Source organism: Lysobacter sp. Soil_N_51, assembly GCF_057655755.1.
In genome coordinates this window covers 48,737-68,767 of sequence record NZ_JBDGLR010000011.1, presented here as the reverse complement: position 1 = coordinate 68,767, position 20,031 = coordinate 48,737, and the positions used below count along the sequence as shown (strand labels likewise).

Annotated in this window: 14 protein-coding genes; 10 read left to right on the top strand and 4 right to left on the bottom strand. The window is 67.1% G+C overall.

The features are described from left to right. Window positions 1-174 precede the first annotated feature (174 nt). The 3 genes from AC3A4T_RS20950 (at window position 175) to AC3A4T_RS20940 (ending at window position 3,917) form a co-directional block, all read left to right on the top strand. On the top strand, window positions 175-1,983 hold the full coding sequence (locus AC3A4T_RS20950) for an extracellular catalytic domain type 1 short-chain-length polyhydroxyalkanoate depolymerase (protein ID WP_487677173.1): 1,809 nt from the start codon (window positions 175-177) through the stop codon (window positions 1,981-1,983). Window positions 1,984-2,123: 140 nt separating this feature from the next. After that, the gene (locus tag AC3A4T_RS20945) at window positions 2,124-2,690 is read left to right on the top strand and encodes a YgjP-like metallopeptidase domain-containing protein (protein WP_487677172.1); all 567 of its coding nucleotides are present in this window, start codon (window positions 2,124-2,126) and stop codon (window positions 2,688-2,690) included. A gap of 411 nt (window positions 2,691-3,101) precedes the next feature. Then, window positions 3,102-3,917 (top strand): 2OG-Fe(II) oxygenase, encoded by an 816-nt coding sequence (locus AC3A4T_RS20940; RefSeq protein ID WP_487677171.1) that lies wholly within the window; start codon window positions 3,102-3,104, stop codon window positions 3,915-3,917. 111 nt (window positions 3,918-4,028) lie between these two features. Here AC3A4T_RS20940 and AC3A4T_RS20935 read toward each other — a convergent pair whose 3' ends face one another. Beyond that, window positions 4,029-5,318, bottom strand: a complete 1,290-nt coding sequence (locus tag AC3A4T_RS20935; RefSeq protein ID WP_487677170.1) for an MFS transporter — start codon at window positions 5,316-5,318, stop codon at window positions 4,029-4,031. A 151-nt stretch (window positions 5,319-5,469) separates the two neighbouring features. On the opposite strand from AC3A4T_RS20935, the gene AC3A4T_RS20930 reads away from it, so the two are divergent. The 3 genes from AC3A4T_RS20930 to AC3A4T_RS20920 all read left to right on the top strand — a co-directional run bounded on the left by AC3A4T_RS20930 (window position 5,470) and on the right by AC3A4T_RS20920 (window position 8,855). After that, on the top strand, window positions 5,470-6,546 hold the full coding sequence (locus AC3A4T_RS20930) for an oxidoreductase (RefSeq protein WP_487677169.1): 1,077 nt from the start codon (window positions 5,470-5,472) through the stop codon (window positions 6,544-6,546). Between the two features lie 236 nt (window positions 6,547-6,782). Further along, window positions 6,783-7,913, top strand: coding sequence for a carboxylate-amine ligase (locus AC3A4T_RS20925; RefSeq protein ID WP_487677168.1), 1,131 nt, complete (start codon window positions 6,783-6,785; stop codon window positions 7,911-7,913). A 141-nt stretch (window positions 7,914-8,054) separates the two neighbouring features. Further along, window positions 8,055-8,855, top strand: a complete 801-nt coding sequence (locus AC3A4T_RS20920) for a gamma-glutamyl-gamma-aminobutyrate hydrolase family protein (protein ID WP_487677167.1) — start codon at window positions 8,055-8,057, stop codon at window positions 8,853-8,855. Window positions 8,856-9,085: 230 nt separating this feature from the next. Here AC3A4T_RS20920 and AC3A4T_RS20915 read toward each other — a convergent pair whose 3' ends face one another. Then, window positions 9,086-11,170 (bottom strand): S8 family serine peptidase, encoded by a 2,085-nt coding sequence (locus tag AC3A4T_RS20915; RefSeq protein WP_487677166.1) that lies wholly within the window; start codon window positions 11,168-11,170, stop codon window positions 9,086-9,088. Between the two features lie 605 nt (window positions 11,171-11,775). On the opposite strand from AC3A4T_RS20915, the gene AC3A4T_RS20910 reads away from it, so the two are divergent. Then, entirely contained in the window at window positions 11,776-12,315 is a 540-nt protein-coding gene (locus tag AC3A4T_RS20910; protein WP_487677165.1) for a DUF4189 domain-containing protein, read from the top strand. Between the two features lie 1,051 nt (window positions 12,316-13,366). On the opposite strand, the gene AC3A4T_RS20905 is transcribed toward AC3A4T_RS20910, so the two are convergent. Together AC3A4T_RS20905 and AC3A4T_RS20900 are read right to left on the bottom strand one after the other, a co-directional pair. Then, window positions 13,367-13,711, bottom strand: coding sequence for a RidA family protein (locus AC3A4T_RS20905; RefSeq protein WP_487677164.1), 345 nt, complete (start codon window positions 13,709-13,711; stop codon window positions 13,367-13,369). Window positions 13,712-13,894: 183 nt separating this feature from the next. Further along, window positions 13,895-14,587, bottom strand: a complete 693-nt coding sequence (locus AC3A4T_RS20900) for a hypothetical protein (RefSeq protein WP_487677163.1) — start codon at window positions 14,585-14,587, stop codon at window positions 13,895-13,897. Window positions 14,588-15,057: 470 nt separating this feature from the next. On the opposite strand from AC3A4T_RS20900, the gene AC3A4T_RS20895 reads away from it, so the two are divergent. The 3 genes from AC3A4T_RS20895 (at window position 15,058) to AC3A4T_RS20885 (ending at window position 19,706) form a co-directional block, all read left to right on the top strand. Continuing rightward, complete coding sequence (locus AC3A4T_RS20895; RefSeq protein WP_487677162.1) at window positions 15,058-16,023, top strand: chitinase; 966 nt, start codon at window positions 15,058-15,060, stop codon at window positions 16,021-16,023. Between the two features lie 959 nt (window positions 16,024-16,982). Then, window positions 16,983-18,146 carry a linear amide C-N hydrolase gene (locus AC3A4T_RS20890; RefSeq protein WP_487677161.1) on the top strand — a complete coding sequence of 388 codons (1,164 nt, stop codon included), beginning with the start codon at window positions 16,983-16,985 and terminating at the stop codon, window positions 18,144-18,146. A gap of 177 nt (window positions 18,147-18,323) precedes the next feature. After that, complete coding sequence (locus AC3A4T_RS20885) at window positions 18,324-19,706, top strand: S41 family peptidase (RefSeq protein ID WP_487677160.1); 1,383 nt, start codon at window positions 18,324-18,326, stop codon at window positions 19,704-19,706. The last annotated feature ends 325 nt before the right edge of the window (window positions 19,707-20,031 follow it).

The window sequence follows — 20,031 nt, the reverse complement described above, 5'->3', positions numbered from 1 at the left end:
GCTACGACGGGACCGCCAGCCTACGCAGCGCGGCCGCATCGCTCAAGTCCACGCCGCAATGCGCGCAGGCGATTGCTGCGGCGCAATGTGCCCCATCGGACGATGGCGCGCGCTGCCGCGCGGTGGCCCACTGCGGCCACGCCGGAATCGCTGCCGGCCTGGGGAGTCGATCGCATGTCCGTTCGCCTGAGCAGGGTTCGTACCGTATCGCTGTATCCGTCGCTGATCGCAGTGACGCTCGCGCTGTGCGGCGTCGGCGCGGCGCAGGCCTCGACCGAAGTCACCGGCTTCGGCAGCAACCCCGGCAATCTGCGCATGTTCAAGTACGTGCCGCCGGACCTGCCGGCGAATGCGCCGCTGGTGGTCGCGATGCATGGCTGTTCGCAGAGCGCGGCGAGTTACGACGCCGAGACCGGCTGGGAACTGCTGGCGCAGCGTTGGCATTTCGCCGTGGTCCTGCCGCAGCAGCAGAGCGCCAACAATTCCAGCGCCTGCTTCAATTGGTTCGAAACCGGCGACACCACGCGCGGCCAGGGCGAAGCGCTGTCGATCAAGCAGATGATCGACAAGATGCGCGCCGATCACGGCAGCGCCACCGATCGCGTCTACGTCACCGGCCTGTCCTCCGGCGGCGCGATGACCGCGGTGATGCTGGCGACCTATCCCGAAGTCTTCGCCGGCGGCGCGATCGTGGCCGGCATTGCGTATCGCTGCGCGACCGGTTCGAGCGCGGCGTTCAGTTGCATGTCGCCCGGCAGCGACCTCACCCCGGCGCAATGGGGCGACAAGGTCCGCGCCGCGAGCAGCCACACCGGGCCGTGGCCGATCGTATCGATCTGGCACGGCGACGCCGATTATGTGGTGCGTCCGGCCAATGCGAGCGAAAGCCTGCAGCAATGGACCAATGTGCATGGCATCGATCAGCTCGCCGATGTCGAGGACAGCGTCGCCGGTTATCCGCACAAGGTCTATCGCGACGCGCAGGGCCGCGCGCGGGTCGAAACCTACACCATCACCGGCATGGGCCACGGCACCCCGGTCGATCCGGGCACGGGCGAAAGCCAGTGCGGCAGCGCCGGCGCGTATGTGCTCGACGTCAATATCTGTTCGAGTTATTACATCGGCCGCTTCTGGGGCCTGGACGATCTCGACGCGACCCTGCCGCAGGTCGCGCTGACCGCGCCGGTCGACGGCGCGGCGGTCAGCGGCACGGTCGCGCTCAGCGCGGACGCGACCGACGATGCGGGCGTGGAACGGGTCGACTTTCTGCTCGACGGCGCGTTGATCGCCAGCGATGCGCAAGCGCCCTACACCGCCAGTTGGAACAGCGCGAGCGCCAGCAACGGCGCGCACACCCTGCAGGCGCGCGCCGAGGACATCGCCGGCAACACCGCGACCTCGGCGGCGGTCCACGTCACCGTCAGCGGCGGCACCAGCGGCCCGCCGCAGGTCGCGATCTTCGACAACGAGGACGCCAACGATGGCTACGTCAAGGCCAACGCCGATGGCGGTGCACCGGCGGTGGGCACTCTGGAAGCCAGCCTGGGCCTCGCGCTCGGCCGCGGCACCGACGGCAAGTTCAACCGCAGCGTGCTGTCGTTCGACACCGCCGCCCTGCCCGATGGCGCGACGATCGTGTCGGCCTCGCTCAGCGTCGCGTACCGCAGTGCTTATGGCGATCCGTGGAATCAGCCGGCCGGCAATCGCCTGCTGATCGACGTGCGCAACGGGTGTTTCGGCGGTTGCGCGATCGAGGCCGGCGATTATGCGGCGGCGACGGATGCTCCGGCGGTCGCCGAACTGGCGCGTTTTACCGGCGGGACGCAGAGCAGCGGCGTGTTCAATGTAGCGGGCCTGGGCGCGATCAATCGCGGCGGGCGCACGCAGTTGCGGCTGCGGTTCGAGCAGTTGCCGGGGGCTACGAATTATCTGTGGATCGATCGCGGGGCTAGTGCGAAGTTGCGGGTGGAGTATTTTCCTTGAGTGTGAAGCGCTGCTGAGTTGCGGCCCTCACCCCGGCCCTCTCCCGCAAGCGCGAGAGGGAGCCAAAAGCGCGGCGGGATGTCGTGTATGACGGAATATTCGACCCGTCTCGGCGTCCCGTCTCGCCCCCAGCCACACCGATGCCGTATCGTTCGCGCATGGACGAACTTCGCTACCTGCGCGGCTACGGCGAGCGCGTGATGGACCAGGTCCGCGCGCTGATCGACAGCGGGCGGCTGGCCGAGGTACTGCGCAACCGCTACAGCGCCAGCCATGAAGTGCGCGACGACAAAGCCTTGTTCGAGTACGTGGTCGCGATCAAGGAGCGCTACATGCGCAAGGCCGAGCCGCTCAACAAGGTCATCTACGACAACAAGCTGCATGTGGTGAAGCATGCGCTGGGCACCCACACGGCGATCTCGCGCAACCACGGCGGCCGGCTCAAGGCCGCGCGCGAGATCCGCATCGCCACCTTGTTCCGCGATGCGCCGGCCGAGTTCCTGGAGATGATCGCGGTCCACGAACTGGCCCATCTCAAGCATCGCGATCACGACAAGAGCTTCTATCAGCTGTGCGAGCACATGAGCCCGCACTATCACCAGCTCGAATTCGACCTGCGCCTGTATCTGACCCAGCTCGAACTGACCCAGCTAGAATCGGCGGCCGCGCCATCGCGCGAACGCGGCGGCGCGGGCGGCGCCGACTGACCCGTCTCTCGTCGCACGCGGCACGGTCGCCACCGCGCGATCGATTACCGATTCGGCTGGCAAACCCGACAACGCCAGACAGGCAGGCACCGGAACGACCGGGTGCGGCACGTCGCCCCCCGATGGCCCCGACACCGCGCGCGCCGCGACCGCGGCGACGCCCCGAATCGCGCAAATCCTGGCAAATCAACCGGGCCGTCACACTAGCCAAGCACGGTCAAGCCCCCACGTGCGCCTAAAAGCCCTCGCACAAGGCCCCGCATCATTCACCCCACGCGCATGCGAATAAACGCATAAACCGCACCAATCCCGCGCAGCATCGTTCGGCTCGGATCCCCCGCGGCGCCCCGGGCGAGGCGCATCGGTTAGAATCCGCCCTGTTTCGTCCCCCTTTCAGCGGCAAGCAAGCTTATGGATCGCGTCCAGATCGGCGCCTTGATCGAGCGCAAGCTCGAAGAGCAGGCCCAGCAACTCACCCAGCAGTGGCACGACGCCGCGCCGATCCATCATTTCGTCATCGACGATCTGTTGCCGCCCGAACTCGCCACGCGCATCTTCGGCGCGTTTCCGCCGGCCTCGAAAATGATGCTGCGCAAGAATCTGCGCGAACTCAAATACGTATCGGCGCAGATGGATCAGCACGATCCGTTGCTGGAGGAAATCGTGTTCGCGTTCCAGCAGCCGGGCGTGCTGGAAGCCATCCGCGCGATCACCGGGCTGCGCTCGCTGTACCCCGACGCGCATCTGTACGCGGGCGGGATTTCGGTCATGGGCCAGGGCCACTTCCTCAATCCGCACCTGGACAACTCCCACGACAAGGATCGCGAGCGTTACCGCGTCCTCAATCTGCTGTATTACGTCAGCCCGGACTGGGAACAGGCCAACGGCGCCAATCTGGAACTGTGGCCCGACGGCCCCGACGGCGAGGCCAACACCATCGTCAGCCGCTTCAACCGGCTGGCGGTGATGGTGACCAACCAGCATTCCTGGCATTCGGTGTCGGCCAATACCACCGATCGGCCGCGTTGCTGCGTGTCCAACTATTATTTTTCCGATCATCCGGTCGGTGCGGGCGATTACTTCCATCCGACCTCGTTCCGCGGCCGCCCCGAGCAGCCGCTGCGCGACCGGGTGCTGCGCGCGGACGCGCTGCTGCGCGGCTGGGTGCGCAAGCTGTTCCCCAAGGGAGTGCGCGCGACCAAGCACGTCTACAAGAAGGACGATTGAACCCGTCCCCGCGATCGCGACCGGACCTGCCGTGTTGATGTTCGCCAATCCGGCTTGACGCGACAGCCCCGTTTCAGGAACGGGACCCGCCAGGCGCGATGAATGGCGAGGTCAGTGCGAGTCGTCCTCGCGCACCATCAACAGCGCGATCAAGGTCAACGCCCCTGCCGCGGCCAGGTAATAGCCGACATAGGCCAAGCCATACCGATTCGCCAACTGGGTCGCGATCCACGGCGCGAACGACGCGCCGAGAATGCCGGCGAGGTTGAACGCCAGCGAGGCGCCGGTATAACGCACCGCGGTCGGGAACATCTCGGCCAGGATCGTGCCGAGCGGACCGTAGGTCAGGCCCATGATGCCCAGGCCCAGGCCGAGGAACAGCAAGGTGCCCCAGGCGCTGCCGGTCGAGAACAACGGCGCGAAGAAGATGCCGAAGCCGATCACCGCCACCGTCGACAGGATCATCGCCAGGCGCCGGCCGCGACGATCGGCGAACAGCGCCGACAGCGGAATGGTGATGGCGAAGAACACCACACTGCCCAGTTGCAGCAGCAGGAATTGTTCGCGCGCATAGCCCAGCTTCGACGTGCCCCAGCTCAACGCGAACACCGTCATCAGATAGAACAGCACGAAGGTCGCCAGGGCGCCGAAGGTGCCGGCGATCAGGGCGCCGGGATGATTGCGCAGCACCTGCAGCATCGGCAGCTTGACCCGCTCGTGCTGGTCGATCGCGCGCTGGAACGCCGGGGTCTCGTTGATCCGCAGCCGCACCCACAGGCCGACGAACACCAGCGCCGCGCTGGCCAGGAACGGAATCCGCCAGCCCCAGGCGAAGAAGGCTTCGTCGCCGAGCGTGTCGGTCAGCAGCAGGAAGATGCCGGTCGACAGGAAGAAACCGATCGGCGCGCCGAGCTGCGGAAACATGCCGTACCACGCGCGCTTGCCGGGCGGCGCGTTCTCGGTCGCCAGCAGCACCGCGCCGCCCCATTCGCCGCCCAGGCCCAGACCCTGGCCGAACCGGCACAGCGCGAGCAGCGCCGGCGCGAGAATGCCGATGCTGTCGTAGGTCGGCAGCAGGCCGATCGCGACCGTCGACAGGCCCATGGTCAGCAAGGCCGCGACCAGGGTCGCCTTGCGCCCGATGCGATCGCCGTAATGGCCGAAGACCGCCGCGCCGACCGGGCGGGCGATGAAGGCCAGGGCGAAGGTCGCCAGCGACTGCAGCACCGCCGTGCCCGGGTCGGCGCTGGTGAAGAACAGCTTCGGAAACACCAGCACCGCGGCGGTGGCGTAGATGTAGAAATCGAAGAACTCGATGGTGGTGCCGATCAGGCTCGCGAACAGCACGCGGGCCGGGGAGTTGCTCGGGGCCGGGGCCGAGGCCGGTGCGGCTGCGCTCATCGAGACATCCGATTGGGGGAATCGGTGAATTGTTACCCGATCCGCGCCCGCTTCGGCAAAGTGGCCTCATGAATGGTGATGGCCGCATGCGGTGCTGGCCGCGCGCGCCGCGATCCGGCAAGGTGTGCCATCCCCCGCATGAGTTCGCAGCATGAGCGCGCCCGCTCCCGTCCGTGTGGCCTTGATCGGCTATGGCTTCGCTGGCAAGACCTTCCATGCGCCGTTGATCGCCGCCACGCCCGGCCTGTCGCTGGGCGTGGTCGGCTCGCGCGACCCGGCCAAGGTCCACGCCGATTACCAGTACATGAGCGTGGTCGACGACCCGTTCGCCGCCGCCACCGATCCGCGCGTCGAACTGGTGGTGATCGCCACCCCGAACGACAGCCACGCCCCGCTCGCGCGCGCCGCGCTCGCGGCCGGCAAGCACGTGGTGGTCGACAAGCCGTTCACCCTGGACATGGCGCAAGCGCGCGAACTGATCGCGCTGGCGCGGCAGCATCGAAGGGTGCTGTCGGTGTTCCACAACCGGCGCTGGGACAGCGACTACCTCGGGGTCAAGCAGGCGATCGAGGACGGCCTGCTCGGTCAGGTCGTGCATTTCGAATCGCATATCGACCGCTTCCGTCCACAGGTGCGCGAACGCTGGCGCGAACAGGCCGGGCCCGGCACCGGCGTGTGGTGGGACCTGGGGCCGCATCTGGTCGACCAGGCGCTGCAATTGTTCGGCCTGCCCGAGCGCGTCGTCGCCAGCCTGGCCACGCAACGCCGCGACGGCCAGGTCAGCGACTGGGCGCACGTGCTGCTCGACTACGGCCAGCGCCGGGTGATCCTGCACGCGAGCATGCTCGCCGCCGGCGGCAGCGCGCGTTTCACCGTGCACGGCGAGCGCGGCAGCCTGGTCAAACCTCGCGCCGATCAGCAGGAAGCGCAGTTGCTGGCCGGCGTGGTGCCCGGTTCGCCGGGCTGGGGCGCCGACGGCGACGACCTGATTTTCCACGACGGCGAGGGCTCGCGCCGGCTGACCACGCCCTCGGGCGATCAGCGCCGCTATTACATGGCGATCTTCGATGCGATCCGCGAGCGCGGCGACAACCCGGTGACGCCGACTCAGGCATTGGCGGTGATGGCGGTGCTGGAGGCGGCGGTGGAATCGGCGGCGACGGGGCGCGCGACCACGCCGGCGCTCGATGCGGACGAACGCGCGGCGTTTAGCTTCGGCGGCGATTGAATCGCCGCGGGCTGCCGAGTCGCTGCGCGATTCGCATCCGCCACCGGTAGTGCTCGCCGCTGTCGGTTTCAGCCGTGGTATCGCGGTCGAGCGGGCTGCCTTCAACTGGTTCTTACATTCATGCCGCTACCTTGGGTACATGAATCCAATGAACCGACCGCAATTTCCGGCGCAGCGGCTGAGCACCGCGTTTGTGCACGCCGCGTCCATGAGCCTGTTGTCATGAGCGCGCTCCAATGAGCGCGCAATGCGAGTACAGCTTCGGCATCGAGGAAGAATTCTTCCTGGTCCGCCCGCATTCGCGCCTGCTCGCGACCCAGGTGCCCGGCCGCCTGCTCAAGCGCGCGCGGGCCGAGCTCGGCGAATCGATCGAAAGCGAACTGCTGCAGGCGCAGATCGAAATCGCCACGCCGGTGCAATGCGATATGGCCCAGGCCCAGCGGCAGCTCAGCGAACTGCGGCGCGGCTTGTCGTCGCTGGCGCACGATCATGGGCTGGCGCTGCTGGCGGCGGGGACGCATCCGTTGGGGCAGTGGCGCGAACAGACCCATACCGACAAGCCGCGCTACCGTCGTTTGGTCGAGGATTTCCAGATCGTCGCCCGGCGCAGCCAGGTGTGCGGGCTGCACGTGCATGTGCAACTGCCGGACGATGTCGACCGCGTGCAGGCGATGAACCGGGCGATGCCGTGGCTGCCGCTGCTGCTGGCGCTGTCGACCTCCTCGCCGTTCTGGGACCGCTTCGACACCGGGCTGATGAGTTACCGCCAGGCCATGTACGACGAATGGCCGCGCACCGGCATTCCGGATTTCTTCGAAGGCCAGGCCGATTACGACGCGTTCGCCGCGGTGCTCGTGCGCGCCGGCGCGATCAGCGACGCCCGCTCGCTGTGGTGGGCGATCCGTCCTTCGCCAAATTTTCCCACCGTCGAACTGCGCATCGCCGACGCCTGCACCCGGGTCGAGGACAGCGTGGCGATCGCCGCGTTGTACCGCTGTCTGATGCGGCATATCGCGATGCGCCCGGCCGATGCGCCGCCGTGCAATGCGAGCACGCGCCGGATCATCGACGAGAACCGTTGGCGGGCCAAGCGCTTCGGCCTGCAGGCGAGCTTCCTCGACGCGCAGGGCAATACCGAACCGGCGATCGAGCAGCTGCGGCGCCTGCGCGCGCTGTGTCACGAAGACGCGCAGGCCCTGGATTGTGTCGACGCACTCAAAACCCTGGACGCGATCGTCGAACGCGGCAGCAGCGCGCATACGCAGTTGCAGGTCTATCGCGAACAACGCCAGCACGGCGCCAGCCGCGCCAACGCGCTCAAGCATGTGGTCGATTGGTTGCTGGATACCACCGTGCCCGCCGCATGACCTCGCCCCCTCGTTCATGCCCTGCTCCGACTGCCCCGCGAATCATCCGACCACGGATCATCTGATTCCGAGCCACCCAGTTCCGAGTACAAAGCGCCCGATTACAAAGCGTCACCCGACTTCGCTCTGGATACCCTCGCCATGCCCGCTCCCGCCCGCAAACTGCTGATCGGCCTGTCGCCGCGCCTGATGCGCAACCTGCCGCCCGAATACGGTTTCCGCAACAAGACCCTGCAATACCTGGAGCAATCCATGGCCCACTGGGTCATGGCCAGCGGCGCGCTGGTGGTGATGATTCCCACCGTCGACGCCACCGGCGCGGTCCAGGCCACCGATCTGGCCGTGCGCGATTACGCGCGTTCGCTGGACGGACTGATCCTGCAAGGCGGCGCCGATATCGACCCGCAGGCCTACGGCGAGCGGCCCAGCGAACTGCTGATGACCACCGATCCGGACCGCGACCGCTTCGAATTGAATCTGCTGCGCGCCTTCATCGACGCCGGCAAGCCGGTGCTCGGCATCTGCCGCGGCATGCAGCTGATCAACGTCGCCCACGGCGGCAGCCTGTACCAGGACTTGGTCGGTGGCGGCGCGACCCGCGCGCAGCACTACATCCCGGCGCAGTACGACGAACACGCGCATTCGCTGCGCATGCGCGAGGACGGCTGGCTGGCCTCGCTGTACCCGCAGGCCGCCGACCCGCGGGTCAATTCGATCCATCACCAGGGCGTCAAGAACCTCGGCGAAGGCCTGGAGGTGGAAGCGTGGTCGGAAGACGGCATTCCCGAATGCATCCGCGGCCGCGGCGAGAGTTTCGTGGTCGGCGTGCAATGGCATCCGGAGTTCCACGATCATCGCTTTCCGGAATTGCTGCCGGGCCGGCCGTTGCTGATGTCGTTCATGGAAGCCGCGCGCAAACGCGAGCAGGCCTTGGCCGCCTGAGTCGTCCCGATAGCCCCCCTGTAGGAGCGGCGTAAGCCGCGACCGCGAAACCACGCCCGCGTCGCAGGCCGGATGTCGCGGTCGCGGCTTACGACGTGAATGCGGTTTCGCGGTCGCGGCTCACGCCGCTCCTACAGTCGGATACGCGGCTTGCGACGTAACGAAACGACCCGGGCAGCTCACGCCACCCGGGTCGCCAATCGCATCCACCACGCAACCGCTACGCCGACTTACAAACTCGCCGCGCAGTTGTAACAGACCAGCGCGAAATCCTGATCGGTATCGTCGCCGGCATTGGGCAGTCCATTCGAATTGATATCGGTCGCGCGCACCACGACATTGACGCTGCCGCCGTGCTGCGCCGCCTGCAGGAACACGCCTTCGCCGTTGTTGCGCGCATCGGCGGCACCGCCGGTGGCCGACCAGCCGGCGCTGGTGAACACATTGCCCAGATAAGTGTTGCCGCCCGCGGTCACGCGCAGATCCAGGTTGTTGTTCCAGGCCGGCGTGGTGCCGCCCAGGCCGTGACCGGGCGCGTCGGTCCACACCAGCATGACCCGCACCGGCTTGGTCGGGTCGGCGGCGGTGAAGGTGCGCGTCCAGCTCTCGCCGGTGTTGTTGAACACGTGGCTCTGGTCGACGTACTGCACCGTCTGCGCCGGACGCAGCACCGGGTCGATCAACATCCGCCCCCAGCCCTGCTTGCTATCGGGCGCGGTCGCCAACGTGCCGCCGTCGGCATCGAGTTTGCCGACCAGGTTCTGCGCGACCGCGGTGAACGCGGCCTTGGTCAACGCCGGGCTGGGATCGACGCCGAAACGATTGCGGTAGTACTGCACGAACAAGGCGCTGGCGCCGGCCACCTGCGGCGAGGCCATGCTGGTGCCGCACATCAGGCCATGACCGGTCGCGCTGTTGGCCGAATCGATCGAACAGCCCGGCGCGACCATCGCCGGAATGCGCCGGCCGTCCAGCGCCGGGCCGTGCGCGGTGTTGCTGGACAGATCGTTGATCGCCGCCAGTTGCACCGTCGCCGAAGTCTGGCCCTTGGTCGAACCGATGGTGAAGGTGTTCTTGGCTTCGTCGGGCGAACCCTGGCTCTGGGTGCCGCCGTTGCCGTTCATGAACGACAGCACATAGGCCAGCGGCTGATCGCCGGGCGCATCGGGATCGGCGTCGCGCACGCCGACATCGACCTGGCGCGTGTCGCCGTCGTAGCCGCGCGGCGACCCCGCCGGGCCCCAGCTGTTGCCTGAAATCACCGCGCGGTTGCGCACCGATTGCGTCATCAGCAGCAGCATGCCGCCGGCCTGGGTGTAGAACGGCGAATAGCGCTGTTCGACCAGTTTCGCGCCGGGCGCGACGCCCAGGCCGCGCAGGAAGCTGCCGGTGGACGCGGTGGCGCGCACGTTCGAGGCGCCATCGCCGGCCATGATCGCGGCGGTGTGGGTGCCGTGCGCGCTGCTCGCGCTGCCGCCGCAGGTGGTGCCGGTGCACGCGGCCATGCGCGCGACCAGATCCGGATGGGTGTGATGGATGCCGCCGTCGACGTTGGCCATGATCACGCCGGTGCCGTTGACGCCCGCGGTGCTGAGATAGCTCAGATAACCCGGCACCGCCAGATTGCTCGCGTTGACGTTGCCGGCGTTGATCTGGCTGCTCATCTCGCCGCGCAGGCCGCCGTCGGTGGGCACGCTCTGCACGCTGTACACGCCCGGCGTCTGCGCGAGCGTGGCGAGTTGATCGGCGGGCAATTGCACGGTCTGGGTCTGCAGATGACGGTCGACGATCTTCGCGCCCAGGCCGGTATCGCCGATGCCGATCTTGGCCAGACTGGCGCCGAGCGCGCTGCCGCGACGGCTGATCACGTTGACCTGCACCGGACCGGTCGCGGTCTTTTGCAGCGCGGCCTCGCGCAGTTCGCTCTGGACCCGGTACGCCGGCAGGAAATCGCCGCTCCAGCGCACTTCGCGCTGCCCGGCCAGACGGGTGAGCGCGTCGCGCTTGCCCCAGGCGATGTAGGTGTAGGGATGCACGTACTGCACCGGTTCCAGCCCGGCGCGACGCAGCTCGTCCAGCCACGCCTGCTGCACCGGCCCGGTGAACTGGACCATGCGCCAGTCGTCGCCGTCGGCGCGCGTGCGGCCCCAGGCGCTGGCGGCCTGCACCGGCTTGCTGGTGAGCGGATCGAAGCGCAATCCGCCCAGATCGAGTTCGAAACCCTTGGCGGCGGAGGGCGCGGCTTGCGCGGCGCAAAGCAGCGGCATCAGGCCGATGGCGAGAGCGATGGCGATATGCAGATGGCGACGGGTCATGGGAGTTCTCTTGGAAAAGGCCGAAGGACCGCCGCCCGAGCGGGCGACGACGCGTTGAAGCGATCTGGGAAAAAACACCGGAATGCGGCGTTCGGGCTGCGTGCGTGTCGCCGGCGTCGCCGAACGCCCATCGACACTGCGCCCGCGCGATGGCCGCGTCCATGCGATTCCGAACGGTGCTTCGAAATGTTCATTGAGAGTGATCACAGAATCCCGAACGTGTGCTCACGACGCGACGCATGCGACGCATTCATGCACATGATTCGCCACCGCGCGGGCGTAGCGCGCACGCCTGAGACATGCGGAGAACATCGCGTTTTTTGCCGATTTTCGGTTGCGGCGCAGCGGTGTAGCGCAATCGCGGGCCTGCATCACATTCGTGAATCGCCACGCGCTGCGTATCGAGTCGTCGACAGCTTTCGATCGGCGCGCTTACGGCACGCTGATGAATTAGATGCTGCATCTTTTTTACGCGAACACTCGACAGCGAGCGTGCATTCGGGGTTTTAGTGGTTGATCCAGCCGCGTTTGTGTTCTTACATTCGCCCAACGTCGCGCCGTTGCATGTCGTACGAATGCGCGTACCGAACCAGGGGATCAGCCGCATGAACCATCGATCTCTATGCACGCTCGGCCTGTGGCTCGCGATCGGCGGCTCCGCCATCGCGGCCAGTTGCCCGCCGGGCCAGCGCGCCACGCCACGCGGCGCGAACGCGACGAAGACGTCTTGCGCCACCGCGTCGCGACCGCGCGAACGCCAGCCCGTCGGCCAGACGCGGGTCGCACAGCCACGCATCGAATGGTCCGACCGCTGGGGCGCGATCGCCACCGGCCGCGGCAACACGTTTGGCGTCGCTTTCGAAAAGCTGAGCAAGCACGACGCCGAAACGATCGCGCTGGCGCAATGCCGCGGCGCCGTCGGCGGCGACTGCGCGATCGCGCAGAGCTATTCCAACCAATGCGGCGCGGTGGCGCATAACGGCGCGGGCACGGCACTGGCGAGCGCGGCATCGGCGAGCGCGGCGACCATCGAGGAAGCCGAGCGGCTGAGTCTGCAACGTTGCGAAAAATCCGCCGAGTTCGCGCCGGCGAGCGATTGCCAGGTGGCGTATTCGGGCTGCAGCTACCCGGCTCGCGCGGATTGACGGTTGCTCCGGCAGCGGCATCCGCTGTCCCAACCGCTTCATCGTAACGGTGGTCGCCTGCAGACCGGCTTGACCGATCAGGAACGTTGTTGCGTGGTCTTTGAGTTTCGCCGTCCAGGCTGCTGAAGATGTTTCGTCGTCATGGCCGTCACCATTGCGACCAACTCCAATTCTAAGCTTGAGGCTTGAGGCTTGAGGCTTGAAGCCGCGCAGTTCATCCAGCGCTGCGACGCTTGTAACTCGCGTTAGCAAAAGCACACCCGAAGGGCGGCGCGCATGGATGCGCGCCGCGCGCCACCGGGACATGGATGTCCCGTGTGGCGCGTGCCTGCGTCAGCACCGATCGTGCGGGCATTTGACTAACAAAAAAGCATTTTTCTTTGGTTACCTTTTGACCGAAGGGAATCCAGACGGACTTTTGTTGCTTTTGACAAAAGAAAGTGACCCGCCGCTTTAGTGGCGGAAGCTTTTGATCCTGCTTGCAGCTTCAAAGCTTCAAAGCTTTAGAGCCTTTGAGGCAAAGGCAACAGCTTTCGTCCGCAAGCGGCCGAGTTACTTTCTTTTGTCAAAAGCGACAAAAGAAAGCTAACCAAAGAAAAACGCTTTTTGTGAATCAAGAGCCCGCGCGTGCGGAGCAGACGCGGGCATGCGCCACACGAGACATCCTGTCTCGGTGGCGCACGGCGCACATCCATGTGCGCCGCCCTTCGGGTGTGCTCTTGCTAACGCGAGTCAGTGGCTTCGCAGCGCTGGAAGCGAAACCTGACCTAGGGCGAAAGCCACATGACCTACCTGTAGGAGCGGCGCGAGCCGCGACCGCGGGGTTGCAACTGCGGCGCGGCTGCGTCGTCACCTTATTCTCGCGGTCGCGGCTCGCGCCGCTCCTACAGTCGGATTGCGTGGCATACGACCGCTATGTGCCGGAATGCGCATAGCGACAACAACAAGAGTTACACCAACCGACCGACCAACGTCGCGCCAGCACAAAAACCGAATCACGCCACGTCCGGCCGACCGCGACGCATCACCGTCGCGATCGACCTTCACCCTCTCAAACCGCCGCCGTCACCACGATCTCAACCCGGAACTTCGGATTGGCCAACGGCGCCTGCACCGTCGCGCGCGGCGGCGTGTGGCCGGGGACGACCCAGGCTTCCCACACCGCGTTCATGCCGGCGAAATCGGCCATGTCGGCCAGGAAGATCTGCGCCATCAGAATCCGGCTCTTGTCGGTGCCGGCGCGTTCGAGCAAGGCATCGATCGAGGCCAGGGTTTCGCGGGTCTGGCCAGCGATGTCCAGGTCCTCGCTGTCGGGCACCTGCCCGGCCAGGTAGACGGTGCCGTTGTGGATCGCCATTTCCGACAGGCGCGCGCCGACGTCGAATCGCTGGATCATGTGTCACCTCATGCGTGTGGGGCGCCCATTGTGGGTCAGATCGGCGCCGCACACACCTCGTCGCGACGGGAGCGATGTCGTGCGAGCATCGCGACAGGCCGCGCTCGCAGCGAACGCGACCTCGTCGACACGATCGGCTTTATCGACTCCCGATTCCCGATTCCCGATTCCCGATCAAAAACGCTACAACTCCGGCGTACTCGACCGAATGATGCGTTCGTTCTCGGCGCGCTCGGCGCTGCGATCCGGACCGGCCAGGGCCGCGTCGGCATTGGCGCGGTGCTGGGCGCGCACCTCCGGCGGCAGCACGTCGATCTGGCGATTGCGCTGCGCCATCGCGCGCTCACCCGGCGGCAGCTGGCAGTTGCGGCTGAGGATTTCCAGTTCGTCGCCGGTGCGCGCCGCGCGGCTTTGCAGATTGACCACCACGCCGAGGGTGTCGCCCAGCGGTTCGAGCTGGGTGCAGATCGCATCGATGGTGTCGTAACTGCGCTGCGTGTTCTGGTTGACCAGCGCGAGCAGGTTCTCGCCGTCGATCCACACCACCGAGTTGACGCCCTTCACGCTCTTGGCGGCGACGCGCGCGTTCTCGCGATCGACCTTGCGCGCTTGATCGGCCAGGCGGATCGAACGGCTGACGTCGTGATTGAGCCCTTCCAGATTCTTCTGCAGGCCCTGCTGATCGCCGGCGAAGGCCTGGGCGCGCATCTTGACCAGACGCTCGGCGGTCTTGGCCGCGTCCAGCGGTTCGCCGGCGCGTTCGGGCTTGGGTTTGGTCGGCGCGGCGGCCTGCGGCGCGCTCGCGCGGTCGCAGGCGCTCAGCGCCAGGGTCGAAGCCAGCAGCGCGGCGGCTGCGATTGCGCTTGCTTGGTTCATCGCTTCACCTCGTGATCTGGATGGGCGTGATCTGAAGGACATGCCCCGGGAGAACCGGCGGACGTCGCGCCCCTGTATCGCCCGGGTTTTATACCGCGCCGCAGCGCGAAAGGGTTGCCGCATCGCAACGCGAATGCGACCGGGGTCGCGACTGCGCATCGCCGCCGTACGCCACCGCACCGCCATCGCGTTTTTCGCGACCGCCGCCCGGATTCAGCCGCAATCGCGCCGTTACAGTCGCCGGCAGGTCGCTCGCGACCGTCGCCACCACCGATCGTCTGTCACTGGCCCGCAACGGCCGGCAACGGGCGCGGAACCGCCCGGATATCGCCCCGGTCGCGGCGATGGACCGCCATCGCGACCGCCGCGTTCATAACCATAAGAAACATCGCTCGCAACACACGCATCCGTCATCGCTGCATGGCGTGCGTCGCCCGGGGGGACTCGCGCCCACACCCTGAGGATACGAAATGAACGCACGCATCACTACGCGCGGCCCGCGCGCCTGGGCCGGACACGGCCTGCTCGGCTGGTTCGGCCTGCTCTACCTCCCCGCCGCCTACGCCGCGCCGCAAACGCCGACCGATCCGGCCCCGAGCGCGTACACCAGCACCGCCGTGGTCGCGCCCGCGGCGACCTGCACCTTCGTCACCTGGACCCGCGGGGTCAACTACACCCTGGGCACGATCGTCAAATATCCGCCGAACAACCAGTACTACAAGCTGGTCAACGTCGGCACCAACGGCAGCGACGGCACCGACCCGACCATCAGCACCTGGTACTGGCAGCCGACCAACTGCGACACCACCAATCCGCCGACCGGCGGTTTCGTGGTCACCGAAGCGCAGTTCAATCAGATGTTCCCGAACCGCAATTCGTTCTACACCTACGCCGGCCTGGTCGCGGCGATCCGCTCGTATCCGAATTTCGCCAAGGAAGGCGGCGACACCATCGCGCGCCAGGAAGCGGCGGCGTTCCTGGCCAACGTCAATCAGGAAACCGGCGGGCTGGTGCATATCCGCGAATTGAATCAAGCCAACTGGGATCACTACTGCCAGCCGCAGGGCAGCTGCGGCGGCAAGCAATACTACGGGCGCGGCCCGATCCAGCTGAGCTGGAACTACAACTACGCCTCGGCCGGCAGCGCGCTGGGCCTGGACCTGCTCAACAACCCCGACCTGGTCGCGACCAATTCGGCGATCTCCTGGCAGACCGCATTGTGGTACTGGATGACCCAGCGCGGCGGCGCCAGCAACACCCCGCATCAGGCGATGGTCAACCTGCGCGCGTTCGGCGAAACCATCCGCGCGATCAACGGCGGCATCGAGTGCAACGCCACCGGCCTGGGCCATCAGCAGATGCTCAACCGCGGCGCGTACTACCGCAATTTCGCCGCGATCCTCGGCGTCGCCCCGGGCAATAACCAGACCTGTTGATCGGGCTGCGCGCCCGGCCGCCTGACGCGGCCGGGCGTGGAACTCGCGCAGTTTTCGCGTGGCGACGATAGCGCCCTGTAGGAGCGACGCGAGTCGCGACCGCGTAATTGCGGCTGCGACGAGACCTTCTAGTTCCCACGCAATTGACGGTCGCGGCTGCGACGAAACCCTCGTCGCCTTGCGCAATTCGCGGTCGCGGCTCACGCCGCTCCTACAGTCGGATTGCGTGGCTATGAAAAAGCTCGGCGACGCCGATGCCCCGGCCGCATCGCCGCGCCCCCAGCCCCCTGTAGGAGCGACGTGAGTCGCGACCGCGACATCGCGGCTGCGACGAGACCTTCCAGTTCCCACGCGATTGCCGGTCGCCGCTTCGACGAAACCTCCGCCGCCTTGCGCAATTCGCGGTCGCGGCTCGCGCCGCTCCTACAGTCGGATTGCGCGGCTATGGAAAAGCTCGGCGACGTCGATGCCCCGGCCGCATCGCCGCGCCCCCAGCCCCTTGTAGGAGCGACGTGAGTCGCGACCGCGACATCGCGATTACGACGACACCTTCCAGTGTCCACGCGATTGACGGTCGCGGCTGCGACGAAACCTTGTCCCCGCCACCCGAGCCGCCTCAGGCCGACAAGCCCAACGCCAGCGCCCACACCGCCCAACGCGCGATCGAATGCGTCATGCCCGCCTCCCGATGCCCGACCGCCAGCCCACTACCGAAGCAACGCACGCCGCGCCGTCGCCGCCACGAGCAACGGCCAGCCCGGCGCAACGTCGACCCGCGGACCAATACCGCGGCAAAGCGAGCATCGCGCCACATTTCCACATCGATCATCGCAACCGACTCACCGGGGCGGGCGTACAAGCAGCACACGAAGGCGCGCCACCGCGCCGCTTTCGCCTCCGGCGGCCGCAACGGCCCGCCACTTAAACGCACCCGCATCGCCCAAGGAAAGGAGCCCGTCATGTGCACCAACTTCTTGCTCGCAGTGCCCACCATCCCCGCCGTCCAAGGCAACCCGACCCAGTTCATCTCCACGCGCTGCATGGAACTCACCGGCGGGCTGGCGACGAATCTGTACCTGGTGCCCGCTCAGCAAACCTTCCCCATCGTCGCCAATCAGTCGAAAGGATGGATCGGCAGCTACGGTTTCGTCGGCCTCGGCGATCCGCAGTCGATGGCGAAGACCCCGTGTTTCGTCGACGGCATCAACGAAGTCGGACTGTCCTGCGCGGCGCTGTGGCTGCCCGGCACGGCCTACCCAAGCAGCGCCAGCAGCAATCCTCTGGAGTTCTGCGATATCGCCGCGTGGGTGATGAGCCAGTTCGCCACGGTCCCCGACGTGGTCGCCGCGCTGGCCGGCGTCAACGTGATCGGCCCGGCGGTCGGCACCGAAAGTTATCTGCCGCTGCATTTCATCGCCACCGACGCGACCGGCGCCAGCGTGGTGATCGAATTCGTCGGCGGCGCGATGAACGTCTATCCGCCCGACTACGCCGACGGCGCCACCAGCGACGGCGTATTGACCAACGCACCGACTTACGACTGGCAACGCACCAACCTGAGCAGCTACGTGCATCTGAGCGTGGAAGGCGCCGGCACCAGCACCTCGAACGATTCGGGCCCGCCGGTCGGCAGCGGCCTGCTGGGCCTGCCCGGCGACATCATGTCGGCCTCGCGCTTCGTCAAGGCCGCGACCTTCCGCCAGGGCTTCGGCCTGCTGCCCGACGACGGCGAAGGCTGGCTGCCGACACCCGCGACCGCCGGCGCCACCGACAGCACCCAGACCATCGTCAACGTCGCCCTGCAGATGGTGCAGATGATCCAGGCCACGCCTTACGGCACCGCGCTGCTGAGCCCGACCCATGCGTCGCTGTCGCAGTCGCCGCATCCGCACCTCAAGCCGCGCGCACCGAGCGTCGGCGACTGGACCATGTGGCAGGTCGCGCGCGATCACACCAACTTCGTTTACTACTACAGCACCGCGTTCAACAGCATCGTGCAGAAGGTCGACCTGACCAGCCTGAATTTCGGCGGCGGCAGCGTCGCGGCCAGCGCGCTGAAGTCGATCCAGGTGATGCCGGCCAGCAGCGCCTGGTACAACGACGCGAGTTCCAGCTTCGCTTGAACGCGCCGCGCCGATCGCCATCGCGCGCTCGGCTGCAACGGAACGACGCTTGACCGCATCTTCGAAGACAACGCTCCCGCATGCGCGGGCCGCGAACGGCAAGTCCGGCACCGACCGGGCTTGCCTCGTCCGTCGTGCCTGCCGCTCGCATGCGGCGGGTTCTTCCAAGGAGGTTTCATGCGCGTCGTTCCGCTGTATTCCCGTTCATTGCGCAATGCACTCAAGTGCTCGGCGCTGCTGTGCCTGTCGCTGCTGTCCGCCGCGACGCAGGCGGCCACGCCGTCGCCGCGCGCGACGGTCACCGAAGTCGCCGATGCGATCCAGACGTACTACTACGACATCGACCGCGCCAAGCAGATCGCCACCGCCTTGCGTGGCGAAGCCGCTCAGGGCCGTTACGACCGCTACGCCGATCCACGCGATCTGGCCACTGCGTTGAGCGAACGCATCCGGCCGCTGGACGGCCATTTCCGGGTCAACTGGCGCGCGCCCGATCCCGCCGGTAAAGCGCCCGGCCCGGGCATGCGTCCCGGGCCGGGGCCCGGTCCTGGACCAGGTGCCGGCCCCGGCGGTGCCGCGCCGGTCGACTTCAGCCCGCGCCGCAATTACGGCCTGCGCCGGGTCGAAGTGCTGCCCGGCAACGTGGGTTACATCGACCTGCGCGAATTGCCGCACTTCGAATTCGGCGACCCGAACGAGCCGGCGCGGCGCGCGTTGGAAGCGGCGCTGCAACTGGTGGCCGCGACCGACGCGGTGATCATCGACCTGCGCGATAACGGCGGCGGCTCGCCGGCCTCGGTCGGTTACCTCACCAGCGCCTTCACCCCCAAGAACGCCGACATCTACAACCGCTTCCGCCTGCGCCGCGGCGACGAGATGCGGTCCGAATCCGAAGCGCCGGCGGATTGGTATCCAACGCCGCGCCTGCAGGTGCCGTTGTACGTGCTGACCAGCGCGCGCACCGGTTCGGCCGCCGAAGCGCTGGCGTACACGCTCAAGAACGCCGGCCGCGCCAAGGTGGTGGGACAGGCCAGCAGCGGCGCGGCCAATCCCGGCGGCGACATCCCGCTCGCCGCCGGTTTCAGCGTATTCGTCTCCTTCGGCTCGCCGGTCAGCCCGATCACCCACGGCAACTGGGAAGGCACCGGGGTGATACCCGATGTCGCGGTCGCGCCGTCCGACGCCTTGGCGACCGCGCAGCGATTGGCGCTGGAAGCGGCGCTCAAGCAAGGACTCAGCGGCGCCGCCGCGGTCGACACGCACTGGGCCCTGGACGCGTTGCAGGCCCAGGCAAAACCGGCCGACAACGCGAGCCCGGCCGATTACCTGGGCCAGTACGAACGCATCCAGATCGGCCAGGACGGCGGCCGGGTGATCCTGCGCAACGGCAAGCGTCCGCCGCAGCCGTTGGCGGCGCTGCAACGCGATCTGTTCTACGTCGCCGCCGATCCCAGCGTGCGGGTCAAGTTCGAACGCGCCTCCGACGGCCGCGTCGCGGCGCTGGAAATCCTGCGTTCGGACGGGTCGTCGAACCGTTATCGGATGCACGACGCACCTTGAGGTCGCGACCGTCGCGATGTTCGACGTCGCTGTCGGTTGCGGTTGAAGTCGTACCTTCGAACACGCGCTTCACAGCGTCACCGCCGCGGCGTTCTCCCCAATGCAGGGCGTCGCGGCCGTGGTCTGCCCCCTATCCGATCGCAGCCGCCATGGTCGCCGACGCTCTGCTTCGTCCCGTTGCGTGGTGGGACCCCGCGCGCGGGAGCCAGCCGGATCGTGCTGCTCCCACGCCCTCGTCGGTCGCGATCGGTCGTCGCGGGCAAGGCGTTATGCGGAGGTGGCTTACGACGGATTTGTTTGGGTCATGAATCGCGGTTGCGAATGC

Bases quoted from the DNA above. Each gene is read 5' to 3' on its own strand.
- AC3A4T_RS20950 (WP_487677173.1), top strand. From the start codon at position 175: ATGTCCGTTCGCCTGAGCAGGGTTCGTACCGTATCGCTGTATCCGTCG.
- AC3A4T_RS20945 (WP_487677172.1), top strand. From the start codon at position 2,124: ATGCCGTATCGTTCGCGCATGGACGAACTTCGCTACCTGCGCGGCTAC.
- AC3A4T_RS20940 (WP_487677171.1), top strand. From the start codon at position 3,102: ATGGATCGCGTCCAGATCGGCGCCTTGATCGAGCGCAAGCTCGAAGAG.
- AC3A4T_RS20935 (WP_487677170.1), bottom strand. From the start codon at position 5,318: ATGAGCGCAGCCGCACCGGCCTCGGCCCCGGCCCCGAGCAACTCCCCG.
- AC3A4T_RS20930 (WP_487677169.1), top strand. From the start codon at position 5,470: ATGAGCGCGCCCGCTCCCGTCCGTGTGGCCTTGATCGGCTATGGCTTC.
- AC3A4T_RS20925 (WP_487677168.1), top strand. From the start codon at position 6,783: ATGAGCGCGCAATGCGAGTACAGCTTCGGCATCGAGGAAGAATTCTTC.
- AC3A4T_RS20920 (WP_487677167.1), top strand. From the start codon at position 8,055: ATGCCCGCTCCCGCCCGCAAACTGCTGATCGGCCTGTCGCCGCGCCTG.
- AC3A4T_RS20915 (WP_487677166.1), bottom strand. From the start codon at position 11,170: ATGACCCGTCGCCATCTGCATATCGCCATCGCTCTCGCCATCGGCCTG.
- AC3A4T_RS20910 (WP_487677165.1), top strand. From the start codon at position 11,776: ATGAACCATCGATCTCTATGCACGCTCGGCCTGTGGCTCGCGATCGGC.
- AC3A4T_RS20905 (WP_487677164.1), bottom strand. From the start codon at position 13,711: ATGATCCAGCGATTCGACGTCGGCGCGCGCCTGTCGGAAATGGCGATC.
- AC3A4T_RS20900 (WP_487677163.1), bottom strand. From the start codon at position 14,587: ATGAACCAAGCAAGCGCAATCGCAGCCGCCGCGCTGCTGGCTTCGACC.
- AC3A4T_RS20895 (WP_487677162.1), top strand. From the start codon at position 15,058: ATGAACGCACGCATCACTACGCGCGGCCCGCGCGCCTGGGCCGGACAC.
- AC3A4T_RS20890 (WP_487677161.1), top strand. From the start codon at position 16,983: ATGTGCACCAACTTCTTGCTCGCAGTGCCCACCATCCCCGCCGTCCAA.
- AC3A4T_RS20885 (WP_487677160.1), top strand. From the start codon at position 18,324: ATGCGCGTCGTTCCGCTGTATTCCCGTTCATTGCGCAATGCACTCAAG.